Origin of the sequence: Bacillus silvicola (genome assembly GCF_050524305.1) — a bacterium.
GTDB lineage: Bacteria > Bacillota > Bacilli > Bacillales > Bacillaceae_G > Bacillus_A > Bacillus_A cereus_AT.
Genome location: NZ_JBNGVC010000024.1, coordinates 136569 through 153207 on the forward strand (window position 1 = coordinate 136569; position 16639 = coordinate 153207).

Below are 16639 nucleotides of genomic sequence, written 5' to 3' on the forward strand. Positions count from 1 at the left end.
AGCGTGATACAAATACATCTATTTTTCTTTCACTTTAATATAGGTTTCATCAGTACGCCACGAGTCAGTGGTTTTCTTCAAATGAAGGTAAATTCGTTAATTTGACTTAGATTTATATGGATGGACCTAACGCATAATGGTCGTTGGATGAATCGATATGCCACGTTCTTTCCATATTTCAAATACTCCTCGATAGCGTAAAGAAAAACGACAAGTACAGGGAAGCTATTAAAATCATACCTTATTCGAACTGTCTCTCCTTCAAATGTGCCACTAGTCCGCTCCCTCCCCAAAACTTCTCTGGAATTCAGCTCACTCTGGAGAAGTTCGCAACACACTCCGCCAACCTTTACCTGCTAATTAGATAAAGCAGGTTTTTCCCCTTGCCTCATTGTGTAATCTAAAAACAAATGGTTTGTTCGTTCTCTTATTCGCTCACCTGAAAGGCTACGATCAGCACTTCATGATTAGATGAAAAGATCTTAACGTGAGAAATCTATATTTTTTTCTTTTTTACACCAGATTTTTTACGGTACATACACCCAATTGTTCCTCCATACATAAGGTACACTGTAAACAAAAGGAGGCCTGATAAAAATGGCACACAATCATTGTCAATATGAACAAAGACCTATCGAGAATGAAAATTATCAAGATTGTAATGCAGGTTACTATACAAATGGCATTTTACGCTTTTTAAGAAGATTAAGCCCAGGTACATGTATTGTCATACAATATGACTGTCAACCGCCTGTTGCGGCTACATTCCAAGGATTCCAACATGGACTCGTGATTTTATCTGATTTTGACTGTTTCCCAGGACTGGCGCATCTTGTAGTTGATAAGATTAACGTGATTACCCTTGGCTCTCTTCCTTGTGATCTTCCAAGAGAATGTGAACGCTACTAATTGTAAGAACTATCCATAGAAGGAATCCGTATCTCGGTACATCAAAATGATTTTAACATGTATATCATAAAAAAACAGGCTCCCTACTACTTCAGGGAGCCTGCTACTTATTCGATCATTCGCAACCCATTCGAATCAATTCAATACTTTCCACTAGGAATGTTCCCGCTGTTTCTCCGATTTCAATGCAGACACGATTCGTTTCTGGGAAGATTTCAACGGTTTTCGTGATATAACCAGACAGAGATTCAGAAACGTACGTAGTCATGTTATCTTCACTTGTGTATACTTTTCTATGGCAACCACATCCACAACTTGATCCGGTAGGATTAGCCCCGCTTGTGTTACCTGCATAGGCATTCATTTCATAGTTGTTAGGTGGATAACTCATCGATTCCTTTTTACTGCAGCCACATCCACAATCTGTTCCCGCATAAGGTGCTGGATCGTTCATCATATCCTCATCACCGTACGGATTGATTCCAAAACTCTCTGATTGGTAATTCATAGGATTACCAGTTGCATATGTCTGTTGTCCTCTTGGTTCTGCTGGATAGTTCGTCATATCTTGCTCATAATAGGATTCACGAGACGGCGTCATCGGTGGTACCAAACTTGTTGCACTTTCTCCCGCTATAAATTTCAGTGTTTCTGTATTTTCTTCCGTACCATCACTGATTTTCACATAGCCTTCCCCTGAACCTTCTTTTTTCGCTGTGACACGTAACACATAGCCATGTTCAGGATGGACACATACTTGTTGGGAAACGTTTGTACTCCAATCTGAGATGACGAGCACAGATGTATTCCCTATCTGTTGTACCTGCGTCCCCTCAGTTCCCTGCCAGTTCGATAGTCCTGCATTGAAGTCTCCATTTCTTAGCACGTTACGTTGTTCATATAACACCCGTGCTTTCGCAACGGCACCGGACAGTTGTTGGAAGATATCATAGGCTTCTCCTGGTACGGTTGGTAAAGCTCCGACTAAGAATGGATGATACACATACGGAATGTTTTGTACCCATTTCTCCGCGTCTATAATATGCTGTAATGTGACGGAGGCTTGCAATTGGCTTTGATCTGCATGTGTGAATAAGCCTTGAATCGCACGTTGTGCGACTTGCACAGCCTTTTCGATTTTCATGTATTTCTCGTTCCACTTTTGTTTCCATTTGTATTCTCGTTTTTTCATACGAGTTAATGCTTCTCCCGTTAACGGACCTTCTTCGATTACCTCTATATTATCTAGTGTCGCTAGGCCATCTGTCGTTCCAATTTTAAAGCCAACCCATATGCCCAGATTCTGATTGATATCAAGCTCACCTGTATCAATGTGACACTCCCATTCATGTGGATCTGCACATACCATACTTGTTTGTTGCATCATCATCTGTGAGCCATCTTCACATGGACCACAGGACATGTTTTGCGGGATAACTTGGTTTATCACCACAGGATAGGAACCTTGTTCCAATGGATATTCTCCCGTACATGGGTTCGTTGGTTTTATATCATTTGGTACGTTCATGTGTTTGTGTACTTCTTTCTCATATCGTGTGGCGAATACTTCTAACCCTTTACTGTTCCCAATAGATCCGCGAACCCTATAGCGTGTATACGGTTTTAATCGCGATTCGTCGATCTTTTGATACGCATATGTCGGGAATATCTGGTCACTAAATTGCGGCTGATTGGCACCAGGTAGCTTCAGACAGCGTCCTTTAAAGATTGGATTGTCGGATGCCACGGACACATGAGTGCTTGTGTTCCAGCCATTCTCACCAGACCAATCAGAAGATTCAAAATCACCGTAGTATAATAAATTACGAGCGCGACTCAGTTGTTTCGCACATTTCACATGATCGAGTAAGCACATTTTTTCTTTTGGATACATCTTATCAGACATATACTCTACCAATCTTGCGGCCTGATCAATCTGATAATCCGTGATATTCAACTGTAGTGTATGCTTCCCATCATTTGTAAACAAGGCGTTCACTGCCTTCCACGCTTTTGCTAAATCTTCTTTCGCTTCAAAAACTTCAACAGAACCCTCAATTGGAATGAATTCGATTTTGTCGATGATGAGAGGATCTGCATCATTTGAATCTATTCTCTCAATATATATTAGTTCATTACTTGGGAATGTAAGATTAAAGGATGTAAGATTTACATATCCAAATGCATTATAAGTTAACGCAGCTTGTTCACCAGAATATGGGGTAGATGGTACAACGATATCCTCCTCCTGTACTACCCACTCGTCATTTCTAAAGATACCAATTTTTACCCTCGTTTGTAATTTACATGCATAACGCATTCTCATACGACAAGGTTTAGTTTCTATTGGGAACATTTCGAATTGCGGGGACAGCGGCACCTCAATTCGAGCATTCGGTGCCAAGCTAACGAGATCTCCTCCTGTACTACCTGGCCCCTTGATTACGCTATATCCGCTACCACCAGATGCCTTCACCACTGGAATTTGACTAACGTAATTTTTATCTATAATGTTATATGCTTTCGCACTAGCGTGTGTCCATGCATAGATAATAGTATCAAGAGCATTAGTGCCAAATAGTCGTTCACTTCTGAATGCGGCCAGCCATGACAACCGTTCACTATATAATATTACATCCTCACAAACACTACCTATATTTGGTGTACTGCTAGGTTTACATGTATCCAAACAAGATCTTGAAGTGTCACATTGGGTAGGATTAATACAAGGGAATCCTACCTGACTTGTGTAACGCCCACCATACTCCGACTGACCACCAATCAAAGAATAAAAGCCCAAGTGCGAGACCTCATGGCGCCCCCGAAAAGTAAGTGTGTTTAAATTTTCAGGAGAAAAAGAATTATTAGTGAAACCTGGATTCACATGTGTATTATATATATTGGCCCAATCAGGAGTTCCCTGATTGGTGGTATTTCCAGGTCTAGGTCCAATCCATGAGGTTTCCATCAATTCAGCTTCTCCTGGTTCTCCATTTATGAAACCTTTAGAAGAAATATAGCTAAAACCTAATTTATAACGAGTAAGGAACGTAGACCGACTATCCGATGTCGTATCGACTCCGAATATAAAGCTTCTCAACCAGGTAAACAGATGCGGCGGCCTAACTAACCCAGATTCAATCGTCTGCATCGAAGGGCTATCGTCCAACCTTCCACATGCCTGTGTGTATACTTCACGTGTAAGTTGTGAATAGACTGGTAGTGGATATAAAATTGGATCAAATGTTGGCCATAATGCTACAATATCTAATGACATAATTGTCATACCCGTACGATACTTATTATAATTATTCCATGAAGCAGCTCCCTGAGTTCCTGTACTTAGTCTCGCTAATTCGTTGTTAAATGTCGAAATACAATATGCTGTGTAACTTGCTGTATTTTCTTTTAGGTATCGATAATATCGATTAACTGTTACCTGGTCTAGCCCCCACGCTAACCCATATTTAACCGCGTCTCTTAACAAAAGTAAATGCAAATTAGCGGCTTCAGTAAATGAAGATAATAATTCTGCTTGAAAACCTTGTTGTTGAAAAATAGGCATTCTATCATAATATATCGTATTTGAAGCAAGGAACTGTGTTCTAACAGTTTCTTTAAGTTCTGGATCATCTGGGCTTTGGCTCCAATCGCAAGCAGCATCTTGATATAATTTTGTAGTCCTTTGAAGCCCTACTAATTCTTGAAGAACCCTATTTTTCACTTCTGTCTCAATTGCTGTGTCAGTAAGTTCCTGAGCAGCATTCATTAGTTCGCTCCACTTATATTGTGTTGCTTGACTAGGGGGCGTATCGCTTTCCTGGTCTGGCCATATATATGGAACGGCTACATTTATTACGCCTGCAACTGCGGATAGTATAGGACCTGCACCTGGAATAAGCCCAAGAAGAGCCCACGCAATACCTGAAGACGTAACAATCGCCCCTTTAAGGGCAGCTGTAGAAAATACATCTCCGGATTCCCCTCGTGCACACCTATCCATCCAATCTTTATAATTCATATTTTGCACTTCAGATCCTGGTGCCTGCGCATAAGGATATCTTGGCTGCTGATACACGTCACCACTATTCATGAATTCATATTCATTGTTATAATAATTTTGATTCATCAACAATCCTCCTATCTTTCTCTTGCCTTCTCATAAAAAGAAGAACGGATTAGTTTTATCTACAGCATTCCATGTTCTTGTTTGCCATACACACAGATTTAAAATAAGAAAAAATGAAAAATCAGGACTGGTTTCAAGATAATAGAATATCATATGTACGGTAATCATTTCCTCATTCTGTACTATTCCCGATTCGTTTGCTTCTCCCTTTGTCGAAATCATTCTTTTTTTGTTCTTTTCTCTCTATTTTCATGAAAAAACATACAAAATAATTATATGTGGTCAGCAATAGGTTAGAACGGGATTTATAAAAGGACGTGCTCTTTCCATTGGTACCTATACCATATGTGCATGGGTGGCATATAATATATGGAATATACGATAGGAAGGTAGGTGTTTGCTATGAAGAAATTTCACTTTCGTGTGAGAGAAGGAACGAATCCACTCGGGCCGAGAATCGATTTTAATCTTCCGGCAGGTGAGACATTGATTGATTATCCTTTATACGAAACAGATGGTACTGCAACAGGTATACACGTCATATTATCCCTCGAAGTCGCAGAATTAGGTTCTACCGTTACCTTTAAGGCCACAAGGCAAGATGGTAGTACAGACACATTTCCTTATGTGATTACTCGCGTTCCTTACTTGTTTAATATAGGATTATGTGATACAACGAAACTTGCCATTTCTGCATCCGGTCCTTTGAAAGGGCATTATCAGATAGGTGGAACAAATTTTTGCTAGTAACAATGGTTCTGTTATCAAGTTTTGGAAAAAATGTGTACCATTTTTGACTCGCGATTGTAGGATTTCAAATCCTCGCTTTCATTCCTTTTCTATTGAGAAATAGGAATCTGATTTATGACTGATGTTTTTTCTGCATGAGGGATTTATTTTTTCGTTGAATAGGAGGTGTATGTGACATGCCTTTTACTACTGGACCGATTGAAAATCAGGGCAATCAACCGGCGAATGCAAATAATGCGAGAGTCAAAATTCTGAATCGCACCGGAAGTCCACTCACTGGGATTGTTCGGTCTTTTCGTTTGAATGGGACAAGACTATTAATTCAACAAGTTTCTTTTGCTGTACCGGCAAATGCTTCTGATTTTATCACGCTAAGCTTGGTTCACCCTAACTTAGGACAAGCAGCCCAATATGAGGTTGAAATTGTTCCGAATCAAAATGGCGGCATCTATTCTGTTTATGGAAGAAGTGTGGGGACGATTATTTCTGCACAAAGAGTTTTACATTCAGAATTGACGCAAACGCTTTAGTTTGAAACAACAGGCAAGGGATAAGATCGGGGGATTGGAAAACGCAATTACTCTCGAGATGAGAATCTGAGCCCCCTTTTTCAAATAGAAGATGGACCATGATCCTCGCCTTTCTTTTTTTTGTAGGACATGCTTTGGATTATGGTCTGTTTCTACCTATCTTTTAAAATGAAGTGATGGCTCGTATGTTTCTGGTAGGTGAGAATCTATTTTCTTCTCTTACAGAGAGAAATCTATCTGGTCAACCGTTTTTTCTATTTGATCAAAAAAAGAAAACTTTTTCAAGGAGAGAGGAAGTCTTTTCTACATCACATGTAGAACTAATACCTTAAATGATTCCACCTAAACCCTTGTCTAGTGCAAACACCTAAAAACAGGCTTGTTTTTTAGGCATCTGCTTATATCGAATGGTTCTTTCCGCATATCATACTTTTGTGACGAACAATATAAACATTTCCATTTTGGATAAAAGGAGAGATTCCATTGGTTTATCAACCTGGATCAAATGTAAACGCTAGACAACAAGTATATGAATCAAACCCTACTTATGATCAACAACAACTGTATCACCGTCCTCGACCGTATCCTCCTAACTGTCGTTGGGTTCGTGAATGTAGATGGGAGCGTCGTTGTAACCAACGATATTGACAGTTACAACGATTAGATTGCATACAATTACTTCAAACGGTATAGGTAGATAGAGAATAGGAACAGAAGTGAAATATTTCCTTCGTGACATTCCTTATTCATGTAAGGATTACATGTTTGTTCTTCTCCATGTTTGTATGAACACGTATTGCGAAATATGTATTTGCATGCTATCTATTTTTCTCAAATGATATCACCTGTGTATCCAAATAATCGCTTGGAATGTTTCTCTAGAGAGAAAAACATTTTTTTGTATATCCCCTCAATATTTGTAAAATCATTCCGATTTTCATTGATTTCCCAACTAAAATGAAAATAGTATACTAGACGTATCATTTCGTTATCTCCTGAACATGACTCGCATCCCACGAGTCATGTTTTATTTTTTCCATTTATAAACAGATGTCTCTTTCCATCAACACAGCATCCTTTAACTGAATCTATTCAAATGGAAAACACGATACAAAACACCGGTTTCGGAGACCTTTTGGTTATTCCTAGATGTGATAACTATTTTGTTCCCCTCCAGGTTCATCTTTTTTCATTATTTTTATTTCTCACATATCCATATCAAAAACATATGTTACACTAAGTACGACAACATTTCGAAAACGGTTTCTTAAATACGCCTCATGTATGGGGCGTATTTTATTTTCTAGGAAAATACGAGCTGTTCTTCCTGTACAAGCTTTTCAGTATACAATGGACCGGTCGTATTTTTTGAGAAGATCATTCAAAAAATCTCCACCTCTCCTCCATTGTATACTGAAATTCGGCAGGTGATGGTGTGTCGCCAAGCCGAACAGACCAAAAACATAGATTGAGGTCGCACGACTTAGACTATCCATTGTACCTGCCGAACCGCTTCAATCTCCTGTTCATGAATAGATGCTTATACGTCATTTTTATGACACGAGGAGGGGCTAGCCCCTTGCTTCGCTTCACCCCAGCCTTTTGCCTCACACCCAAAAACAAAAGTGAATTCTTTTTACTGTTTATTCTGATTAAAAAATATATTATTGTGTGGATATGAGAGAATATTACTTTATTCCTATCCAAAGTGATGCCTTTGAGTAATGCTCCATTACTTCATTTAAATGTTGGAAAGCAAACTTTACGAGTTGGAACAGCCCCATTGATACGGATAAAATCACTATCTATTGTGTGTTCATCTCTTTTTTATCCCTCATAACATTTCATATTTTTTTCATTTTACGCACCATTGAGGCGATGTATCATACACTGCTCATAAGTAAGTTGAGAATAGGAAGTGATATGTATGAGTATGCCTACGATTCCAGAGGGTCTGGATATTACAGTTGAACAAGCTGTAGCTATTATTTTAGCTTCTATTGGTTTGGAAGAACTTGGATTGGCTCATGTCATCAATGCCGAAGGAGAAAAAATCCAAGCGGTTGTAGCAGGTTTCACCGCTGGGAGCCTTTCTGTTGATCAATTATTAGCAGTCAATGAAAGTGTAACGGATACACTCAAAACAGTCATTAAAAAAGAAATGTTATTGCAATTTAAATTAGAAGAAGCAACTTCTCTGTTAGAAAACTTCGGAGGTCCCTTAAAAACAGAAAAATAAAAGTGTAGTACTATCTCTATTATACTACTGAAAATAAGATACCCCTAAACGAATAAAATAGGGGTATCTCTCTGTTCTATATATGTCACGATTGAATCTTTCACATATGTTTGAGATTCAAATATGTAATCCTGTTGTCTTACCCATGCATTTTTTTAAAAGCTGCATGATATGTTAGGCTATTTTACATTCTTAAACGGGACTTAACTAACTAAGTTGTTAGAGCCTTTTTATCTTGTAGTCATAAAAGATTCTTTTAAATTTTTTATCCAAATAGATTTATGTAAATCAGTATAAGAAATCCAATTTCCTGTTTCATGAGAACCGACAAATTCGTTATAGATGGGATGCCAAATAATGAGATACATCTCATTTTCGTATTGTATTTTATCAAATTGACGTAAAGGTTTTCCTAATTTATCGGATTGACCGATAGGTATCGCTCCTTTGTCTAAAATTCCTTTAAAATGTTTCAACGGCATCACTCCTTCGTACAGGTTTATATATATTTTTTTTAAAGGATGTCGTTTTTCCTCTTTTATAACTGATTAAAAATGAACACTTTATACATACATGCAAAGCAATCCATTGAGGGTGTTACAAAAATCATACATATTCAAAAATAAATGCATACAGATATCCGTTTTTCTGAAAGAATGATTGTACCTATTTGCAAACCACAAATATTCTTTGCATGATTTTTCAGATGATAAAATATAAATTGTCTTAATTTTCAGTATTATACAAGTAAACTCACGTACAAACCGTTTCATTCTTTCAAAATTAAAATGTTAAAAACTGTACCCTTATCTCCACTAAACCACGAAAAACTAGAATAAGAAAGTTTATTACAGACTAGCTTCGTATTCTTTTACTCTTCTATAAAATGTATTATTTTTCATTCCTACTCGTTTCATCGCTTCTACTGCCGTAATCTTGTGCTGTTTCCATTCTTGATATACGGATATAAATGTATGATCAATTTCAATTTTCTTTCTACCAAATGTAATACCTTTTTGCATAGCCACTTCAATTCCTTTTTTTTGCTGTTCCCGTGTTCTTTTTCGTTCATCTTCAGCCATATAACTTAATAATTGTAAAATTAAGTCTGAAATAAGGTTTTCAATTCCATTCAAATCTTTATATCTCATTGTGTTGAGAAGGGGCATATCTAAGACAACGATATCAATTTGTTTTTCTTGACTCAATTCTTGCCATTCAGCTAAAATCATTTGCTTATTTCTACCTAATCGATCTAATGATTGTATATATAAAATATCGCCCTTTCTCAGCATACGTTTCATCAGTTGATATTCAGGGCGCTTAAAGTCTTTTCCACTTGCTCTATCTATACATATATATTCTTCACTAATTTCAAGTTCTGATGCCGCTGCCAACTGTCTTTCTATCGATTGACCTTTACTACTAACTCTTATATAAAAAAATCTCCTCATATAAATTCCTCCTATCTATCTTTGAACCTGTATGCTAGAATTTGAGATGTTATAGGATAAATGTATCATATTTTCATGTCATATTCTGTACCATGCACATGACATGTTTCAAAATTCATTTTGTTATTATTATGAAGTGTAAAAGCGGTAAAGAAAGCCCCGTTTCAAAACGTATACATTTTGAAACGGTGACTTCTTTACAAAAAAAAGGGGGGGGGCATCTCTCCTCTATTTTATTCCCATTGTTATGAAATTGCTGACTCAGAATATGCGCTCCTTTTCATATTCTGTCAACGCTCTATATTGATTATATATATAAATAACTTTGCGCCTCTTCACAAAAAAATCCCCTAACTTATTTGTTAGGGGATTTCCACGATACTTTCTAGGGATTTCGTCAAACGAAACGAAATTTTTCTCATTATAACATATGAATCCACACATACATAGTTTCAAAAGGGACATAGAACAGATTTCGTCTTTTTTTCATAATGAGTGTACATTTTTTGATAGAAAAAAAGTAACTACTCAGCTTTTTTCTATCAAAAGACATGATAAAACTGTATTCCTTTTGTGTAACCCATACATATTATGATTTCATCATAATAAACACAAAGCATAAAATCAGAACGTGCTTGACTTACCTACTTAGTAGTAATAAAGTAGCCATTCTCTTACTGATTTCAGTCAGAATGGTTCTATTCTTACATCCTTGAAAAAGCTTGTCTCTTTTTTACCCAATTTTGATTGTATTCTACTAATCATCAATCAGAATTGCATCGATTTGATCACAACCTACGACAAATACCGTACCATTATTTCGAACAAATGTCGCAACTCCAGTTTTTCTATCAAAACTTACAAACGCATCTACACTTTTATCATGTCCACCAATAATGAGTGTATCCACATCATCCCCCGCTGTTAATGTTTTCAAAAATTGACAGATGGGTGAAGACATTCTTTTATGATGAGAATCATGATGACATTGTCTGCACATATACACATTCCCTCCATTTTCATAGAATCAAATTTCTATCCTTATCCATTGATAGAAACAGATAGATAATATATTTTTTATCATTTCATTATATGTATACATCTCTTAAAGGGTGTACTTGTCTACACACATATTTGGATAAGCTGTCAAACTGATTTTTACCTGTCTATAGTCAAATCCGTTCTGGTGCAAACATTTCTTATCTGTGGAGAAACTTCTCCATAAAATCACATAAAATAATTTTATTCGAATCACTCAATTTTTAAAATTAACTTTGTAATAGAACCAAGAGTGTAACAATACTAACATGTAATCATTCAAACAAAAAAGAAAGATGAAATAAGGGGCGTGTCAGATGGCGAAATTAGGATTTACTGCAAATAGTGGTTCAAATACTGTTACCATATTTGATACCAAAACAAATACTGTAATAAACAATCTATCTGTTGGTACAGGTCCATATGGTGTAGCCATTACTCCAAATGGAAAATTTGCTTATGTAGCAAATTTTGATTCAGATAATGTATTCGTGATAGATGTAAAACAGCAAAGTGTTAGTACTATCATACCTGTTGGAAATCATCCCGCTGGTATTGTCATTAGTCCGAACGGAAAACGTGTGTATGTGATGAATAATGGTTCAGATACTGTATCAGTTATTGATAGTAAGACAAATTTGGTAATTGCAACAATTCCGGTTGGGGATGGACCTATTTTAGGCGCTGTTTCACCAAATGATCAACTTTTATATGTTCCGAATGATGGAACCGATAATATATCTATAATTAACACGAAAACGAATATGGTGATTGGTACAATAGCGGTTGGGGATGGGCCAAGACAAGTTATGTTCACACCAAACGGACAATTTGCTTACGTAACAAACAGTAATTCAAATACTGTGTCTGTCATAAATGTCCAACAAAGCATGGTTGTTGACACCATACCTGTAAACCCTCAACCAAGAGGGATTGTTATGACTCGAGATGGAAAGTTTGCTTATGTAGCAAACTTTGGGGCGAATGCTGTGTCTGTCATTGATATAAAACAAAATATTGTAATTACAACGATCCCTGTTGGCCTTCAGCCAAGAGGGATCACGATTACTTCGGATGGAAAATTTGTTTATGTAGCAAATTTTGGTTCAAATAATGTATCGGTGATCAAGGTAAAAGATAATGTTGTGGTGGATACAATCGTAGTGGAAGATAGCCCGATTGGTATAGATGTAGAATAAAAGGGTAACTACTCAGCCTCCTTTTGGAGGCTGAGTAGTTACCTTTTTTTATGGTACATACACCCAATTGTTTCTACAGACATAGAGTGCACTGTAAACATAAGGAGGCCTGATAAAATGAAAAACGAACACAATCATTGTCAATGTGAGCAAAGACCACTCGAGAATGAGATTTATCAAAATTATAGTGCAGGTTACTATACAAATGGCATTCTACATTTTTTAAGACGCTTAAGCCCTGGTACATGTATTATCATACAATACGACTGTCAACCACCAACAACAGGAACATTTCAAGGTTTTCAAAATGGACTTGTGATTTTATCTGACTTTGACTGTTTTCCAGGACTTGCGCATCTGGTAGTTGATAAGATTAATGTAATTACGCTGGGTTCCATTCCATGTGATCTTCCACGAGAATGCGAGCGTCGTTAATTGTAAGAAACATCCATAGAAGCAATTTTCCTCTCTACACATAAAAATTGTTTCACGTTTTATATCATAACAAGCAGGCTCCCTACTACTTCAGGGAGCCTGCTACCTAATGGATCATTCGCAATCCATTCGAATCAATTCTATACTTTCTATCATAAATGTTCCCGCTGTCTCTCCAATCTCAATACACACGCGATTCGTTTCTGGGAAGATTTCCACCGTTTTCGTTACATAATCAGAAAGGTCAAGGGTACTTTCTTCTACCATCGGATATTCATCGACGCTATCATCACATCCACAGCCCATTCCCTGATGATTGGTCATGTTTGTGTTGCTAAGATATACATTGGGTTCATAATGATTTGGTGAATAGTTGCTCATCGTCATATTCTCATTCGGATATGCGTTTTTATTGCAACCGCATTTGCACACCGCCCCTTGATTCGTTGGCATATTGATATTGCCAGGGTATGCATTCATTTCGTAATGGTTCGATGGATCATTCATCATACTATTTTCATCACTGTACGGAGTAAATCCAAAACTCTCTGATTGATCATTCATAGGAGTAGCGCCAGGATATGCATTTCTTCCATAATTGTCTGATGGATAGTTCGACATATCTTGATTTCTAACATACCCATTTGTTCCATATGCTTCTGTATAAGAGGTCACCATATTACGCTCAGTATAGCGTTCGCGAAGTGTAGAACGGTTATTAGATGCGGCCGGACTTGTCGCCCCTTCACCAGCTATCAACTTCAATGTTTCTGTATTTTCTTCCGTACCATCACTAATCGTCACATAGCCTTCTCCAGATCCTTCTTTTCTTGCCGTTACACGTAACACATAGCTATGTTCTGGTTCCACACACACCTGTTGCGAAATGGTTGCACTCCAGTCTGAAATCACGAGCACAGATTCCTCTCCAATCTGTTGTACGTCTGCACCTTCTGTGCGATTCCAGTTTGACAATCCCGCAGTGAAACCCCCATTAATCAGCACATTTCGCTGATCATATAACCACCGGGCTGTCGCAACGACGTCGGAAAGTTGTTGAAACATGTCATATGCATACGCTACACCCGGTACTCCTGATACATCCCCTTGTAAGAATGCATTGTATACATATGGAATGTTCTGCACCAATTGTTCCGCACGTAAAATATCCTGTAATGTGATAGCCGTTTGCAAACGATTTTGATTAGAATTTGTGAATAACGTCTGCATCGCATCTCGTGCGATTTGTACCGCCTTTTCAACCTTCATTTGTTTCTCTACCCATTTTTTCTTCCATTTTGGCTCTCGTTTTTGCATACGAGTTAAGGTATCTCCCGTTAGCGGTCCTACTTCTACCACTTCTATATTATCTAGTGTTGCCATACCATCTGTCGTTCCCACTTTAAACCCAACCCAGATGCCTAGATCTCGCTCCATATCGAGCTCACCTATATCAATAGGGAACTTAAATTCATGTGGATCTTGACACACCATATTTGTCTGTTGAACCATCATCCCGGCTGCAGTCTGATATCCATTCTCACATGGATTACACCACATGTCTTGCGGCATCCTATTGCTTGACATAACGGGATACGGAGTTGATTGCAATAAAGATTCTCCTGTACACGGATTGATTGGGATGATATCATTCGGTACATTCATTTTCTTATGCACTTCTTTATCATATCTCGCGACGAATATTTCTAAATCTGTACTATTCCCCACAAATCCTCGTACGATGTAGCGGGTATATGGTTTTAACTTTGCTTCCTCTATCTTTTGATATGCATACGTTGGAAATATTTTATCACTCAATATGGGATGATTTGCACTTGGCAGATTGAGATAATGATCTTTAAAGATCGGATTATCCGCTATCGTGTATACATGAGCACTTATGTTCCATCCATCTACGCCAGACCAATCTGAAGAGTCAAAATCTCCATAGTTTAATAGATTCCGTTCCCGACTCAAGCGTTTTGCACATTTCACTTGATCCAGCAAACACATTTTTTCTTTTGGATGGATTTGATCAGATAGACACTCTACTAATGTTGCCACCTGATCCACCTGATAATCTGTGACGTTCAATTGTAAGGTCGTTGGATTCGAAAACAAGGCATGGACCGCCTCTCGCGCTTTTGTCACATTGTAATTCATTGAACATCCTCCTTCGTGAGCTTTGCTTTAAGATGCGTGTTAAATGTATATTTTAACCAAAAATAATTACACTACATCGTTTTAACTCAACCTAGTAAGTTTGAATTTTTTATTTGTGGTGCCGTTATTAGTGTATACTCCAATATTTGTTCCATTTGCAGTACCAGAACCACTTACATCTAATACTCTAGTTTGATTAGACTTATTTTGTAAAAAAACATATTCTGTATCTACAACGCTCTGTTGAATGATCCAATACTGCTCTGGACGGTTTGCATTAGAGACTGCTCTCACATTATCTCCTTCCGACCGCTGCCAAGTTAATACTAAATTTTCATCCGCTATATTTTTAATTTGATACGCTCCTTGACCCGAATCATAAACGAACCTCCATTTTTGGTTAGCAGCATTACCATTTTGCCATAAGTGAACATTCTTAGTGCTTGGATCCATATCTACAACACTACTATTATTTAAAGCTGTCACGATTTGATAGATACCAGGAGTTACTGGTAGTTCTGGCGTTGGTGGTTCTGGTTCTGGAATAAATTCAATTTTATCAATATAGATAGGGCCACCACTATTACAACGTAGCTCTATTTTAAATTCTTCTTCATTTGCGGAAAAATTGAAGGTATCCAAGTAAGTGAAAGCGCTATATGTCATACTTCCGGAAAACGTTCGTTCAACCGGATAGTTATCGTTTTCCCGCCATCCGTAAGAATCATCATACCTCCCTACAAATAGATTGGCATTACCTTCACTTGCGTATCGGATTCGAACTTTATATCCTCTTGTTCGTGCAGTGGCGGACGGTCTTACTTTCACACGCAATTGTGTCCATTGCTGATTATACGCAGGTAATCTTACAAGATCCCCTCCCGTACTACCAGGACCTCTTACCACCGTAGCGCCATTATCTACGGCATTTCCTTTCACCGCCGGAATTTGAGTCGTTTTATCAGATACTATTGTATTTTCTGGTGTTAAGCTGTTATGCAACCAGCCAAATCCAAATAATCCTACACACTTTAACCCCTTAGTGCCACTTGCAAGTTTAGATTCCATTGCATTTCCATAGGATAGGCGATGCGTGGCTGGATAAGAACTGGAAGGAGGAGATATACTTGCCTCATGTACATACGCATACTGCCCCCCGAAGGACGACTCATAACATTTTCCAAAAGCCTTAATCCTTGCACCTATAGGATTCTTAAAATCAAATGCACACGTGACTTCATTAGTTGTTATTCTCAGGCCACCAATGTCATTAGATGTAACGTTCTGGATCGAAGAATATGCCTGAACAGGTGACAGCCCTTCCTCCCAGGTGGAATTACTGCCTGTGAGAGACAGCCTGCTCTTTATCCCTGCATATTGCTCCAAATCAAAATAGCCAGGATTTGATGACATATAAAAGGCTAAGTTTGTTAGCCACGTAACGAGATGAGGTGACCGCACAAAATTACGTTCGATAACTTCCCAATTTTGCGATTTATTTTCAACTTTACCGTACGCTGTTGAATAGACCTCCCTTGATAATTGAATATTCACACCATTGGGGTTTGTATATTTTTCTATATCATATGTTGGCCATATTGCTACCAAGTCTAATGCCATAAGAGTCACGTCTCTTCGAAAATCATTCATAAGATTCCAATGAATCACGGGAATGTAAAAATCAGTCGTAGATCCACTAGTGGTATACCCTTTTAAATATGGATATTTATTATAGTCTTTTATATTCGGTTTTAAGGCGACGGCTTTGTCTAAACCTACCTTATAGGTATTCA

The 16639-nt window shown here is 37.8% G+C and carries 14 protein-coding genes; 7 read left to right on the top strand and 7 right to left on the bottom strand.

From position 1 onward, the window contains the following. Nucleotides 1–597: 597 nt before the first annotated feature. Nucleotides 598–909: a hypothetical protein gene (locus ACP6L7_RS36065; RefSeq protein ID WP_430529832.1), complete on the top strand. Its 312-nt coding sequence runs from the start codon at nt 598–600 to the stop codon at nt 907–909. A 115-nt stretch (nt 910–1024) separates the two neighbouring features. Here the strand turns inward: ACP6L7_RS36065 and ACP6L7_RS36070 are convergent, their stop codons facing one another. After that, a complete protein-coding gene (locus ACP6L7_RS36070; RefSeq protein WP_430529833.1) occupies nt 1025–5038 on the bottom strand; it encodes an insecticidal delta-endotoxin Cry8Ea1 family protein in 4014 nt (1337 codons plus the stop codon). Between the two features lie 402 nt (nt 5039–5440). Here ACP6L7_RS36070 and ACP6L7_RS36075 point away from each other — a divergent pair, with 402 nt between their 5' ends. The 3 genes from ACP6L7_RS36075 (at nt 5441) to ACP6L7_RS36085 (ending at nt 6966) form a co-directional block, all read left to right on the top strand. Beyond that, the gene (locus ACP6L7_RS36075; protein ID WP_430529834.1) at nt 5441–5785 is read left to right on the top strand and encodes a hypothetical protein; all 345 of its coding nucleotides are present in this window, start codon (nt 5441–5443) and stop codon (nt 5783–5785) included. Nucleotides 5786–5964: 179 nt separating this feature from the next. Further along, nucleotides 5965–6318, top strand: coding sequence for an ATPase (locus tag ACP6L7_RS36080; protein WP_430529835.1), 354 nt, complete (start codon nt 5965–5967; stop codon nt 6316–6318). A gap of 483 nt (nt 6319–6801) precedes the next feature. After that, nucleotides 6802–6966: a hypothetical protein gene (locus ACP6L7_RS36085; protein WP_430529836.1), complete on the top strand. Its 165-nt coding sequence runs from the start codon at nt 6802–6804 to the stop codon at nt 6964–6966. A gap of 183 nt (nt 6967–7149) precedes the next feature. Here ACP6L7_RS36085 and ACP6L7_RS36090 read toward each other — a convergent pair whose 3' ends face one another. Continuing rightward, entirely contained in the window at nt 7150–7302 is a 153-nt protein-coding gene (locus ACP6L7_RS36090) for a hypothetical protein (protein WP_430529837.1), read from the bottom strand. Between the two features lie 943 nt (nt 7303–8245). Between ACP6L7_RS36090 and ACP6L7_RS36095 the strand changes: the two genes are divergently transcribed. Further along, nucleotides 8246–8557 (top strand): alpha-helical endospore appendage domain-containing protein, encoded by a 312-nt coding sequence (locus tag ACP6L7_RS36095; protein WP_430529838.1) that lies wholly within the window; start codon nt 8246–8248, stop codon nt 8555–8557. A gap of 230 nt (nt 8558–8787) precedes the next feature. Here the strand turns inward: ACP6L7_RS36095 and ACP6L7_RS36100 are convergent, their stop codons facing one another. The 3 genes from ACP6L7_RS36100 to ACP6L7_RS36110 all read right to left on the bottom strand — a co-directional run bounded on the left by ACP6L7_RS36100 (nt 8788) and on the right by ACP6L7_RS36110 (nt 11011). After that, nucleotides 8788–9039: a hypothetical protein gene (locus tag ACP6L7_RS36100; protein ID WP_430529839.1), complete on the bottom strand. Its 252-nt coding sequence runs from the start codon at nt 9037–9039 to the stop codon at nt 8788–8790. A gap of 366 nt (nt 9040–9405) precedes the next feature. Beyond that, nucleotides 9406–10011, bottom strand: coding sequence for a recombinase family protein (locus ACP6L7_RS36105; RefSeq protein WP_430529159.1), 606 nt, complete (start codon nt 10009–10011; stop codon nt 9406–9408). Between the two features lie 757 nt (nt 10012–10768). Further along, a complete protein-coding gene (locus tag ACP6L7_RS36110; protein WP_430529160.1) occupies nt 10769–11011 on the bottom strand; it encodes a hypothetical protein in 243 nt (80 codons plus the stop codon). 355 nt (nt 11012–11366) lie between these two features. On the opposite strand from ACP6L7_RS36110, the gene ACP6L7_RS36115 reads away from it, so the two are divergent. Next, on the top strand, nt 11367–12248 hold the full coding sequence (locus ACP6L7_RS36115; protein WP_430529161.1) for a beta-propeller fold lactonase family protein: 882 nt from the start codon (nt 11367–11369) through the stop codon (nt 12246–12248). A gap of 117 nt (nt 12249–12365) precedes the next feature. Then, a complete protein-coding gene (locus ACP6L7_RS36120; protein ID WP_430529162.1) occupies nt 12366–12683 on the top strand; it encodes a hypothetical protein in 318 nt (105 codons plus the stop codon). Nucleotides 12684–12797: 114 nt separating this feature from the next. Here ACP6L7_RS36120 and ACP6L7_RS36125 read toward each other — a convergent pair whose 3' ends face one another. Beyond that, a complete protein-coding gene (locus tag ACP6L7_RS36125) occupies nt 12798–14846 on the bottom strand; it encodes a hypothetical protein (protein WP_430529751.1) in 2049 nt (682 codons plus the stop codon). 81 nt (nt 14847–14927) lie between these two features. Then, nucleotides 14928–16639 (bottom strand): delta endotoxin C-terminal domain-containing protein (locus ACP6L7_RS36130; RefSeq protein WP_430529900.1); only part of this gene is annotated, 1712 nt, incomplete at its 5' end.

Coding starts and splice junctions, on each gene's coding strand:
- ACP6L7_RS36065 (WP_430529832.1), top strand. CDS start 598: ATGGCACACAATCATTGTCAATATGAACAAAGACCTATCGAGAATGAA.
- ACP6L7_RS36070 (WP_430529833.1), bottom strand. CDS start 5,038: ATGAATCAAAATTATTATAACAATGAATATGAATTCATGAATAGTGGT.
- ACP6L7_RS36075 (WP_430529834.1), top strand. CDS start 5,441: ATGAAGAAATTTCACTTTCGTGTGAGAGAAGGAACGAATCCACTCGGG.
- ACP6L7_RS36080 (WP_430529835.1), top strand. CDS start 5,965: ATGCCTTTTACTACTGGACCGATTGAAAATCAGGGCAATCAACCGGCG.
- ACP6L7_RS36090 (WP_430529837.1), bottom strand. CDS start 7,302: ATGATACGTCTAGTATACTATTTTCATTTTAGTTGGGAAATCAATGAA.
- ACP6L7_RS36095 (WP_430529838.1), top strand. CDS start 8,246: ATGAGTATGCCTACGATTCCAGAGGGTCTGGATATTACAGTTGAACAA.
- ACP6L7_RS36100 (WP_430529839.1), bottom strand. CDS start 9,039: ATGCCGTTGAAACATTTTAAAGGAATTTTAGACAAAGGAGCGATACCT.
- ACP6L7_RS36105 (WP_430529159.1), bottom strand. CDS start 10,011: ATGAGGAGATTTTTTTATATAAGAGTTAGTAGTAAAGGTCAATCGATA.
- ACP6L7_RS36110 (WP_430529160.1), bottom strand. CDS start 11,011: ATGTGCAGACAATGTCATCATGATTCTCATCATAAAAGAATGTCTTCA.
- ACP6L7_RS36115 (WP_430529161.1), top strand. CDS start 11,367: ATGGCGAAATTAGGATTTACTGCAAATAGTGGTTCAAATACTGTTACC.
- ACP6L7_RS36120 (WP_430529162.1), top strand. CDS start 12,366: ATGAAAAACGAACACAATCATTGTCAATGTGAGCAAAGACCACTCGAG.
- ACP6L7_RS36125 (WP_430529751.1), bottom strand. CDS start 14,846: ATGAATTACAATGTGACAAAAGCGCGAGAGGCGGTCCATGCCTTGTTT.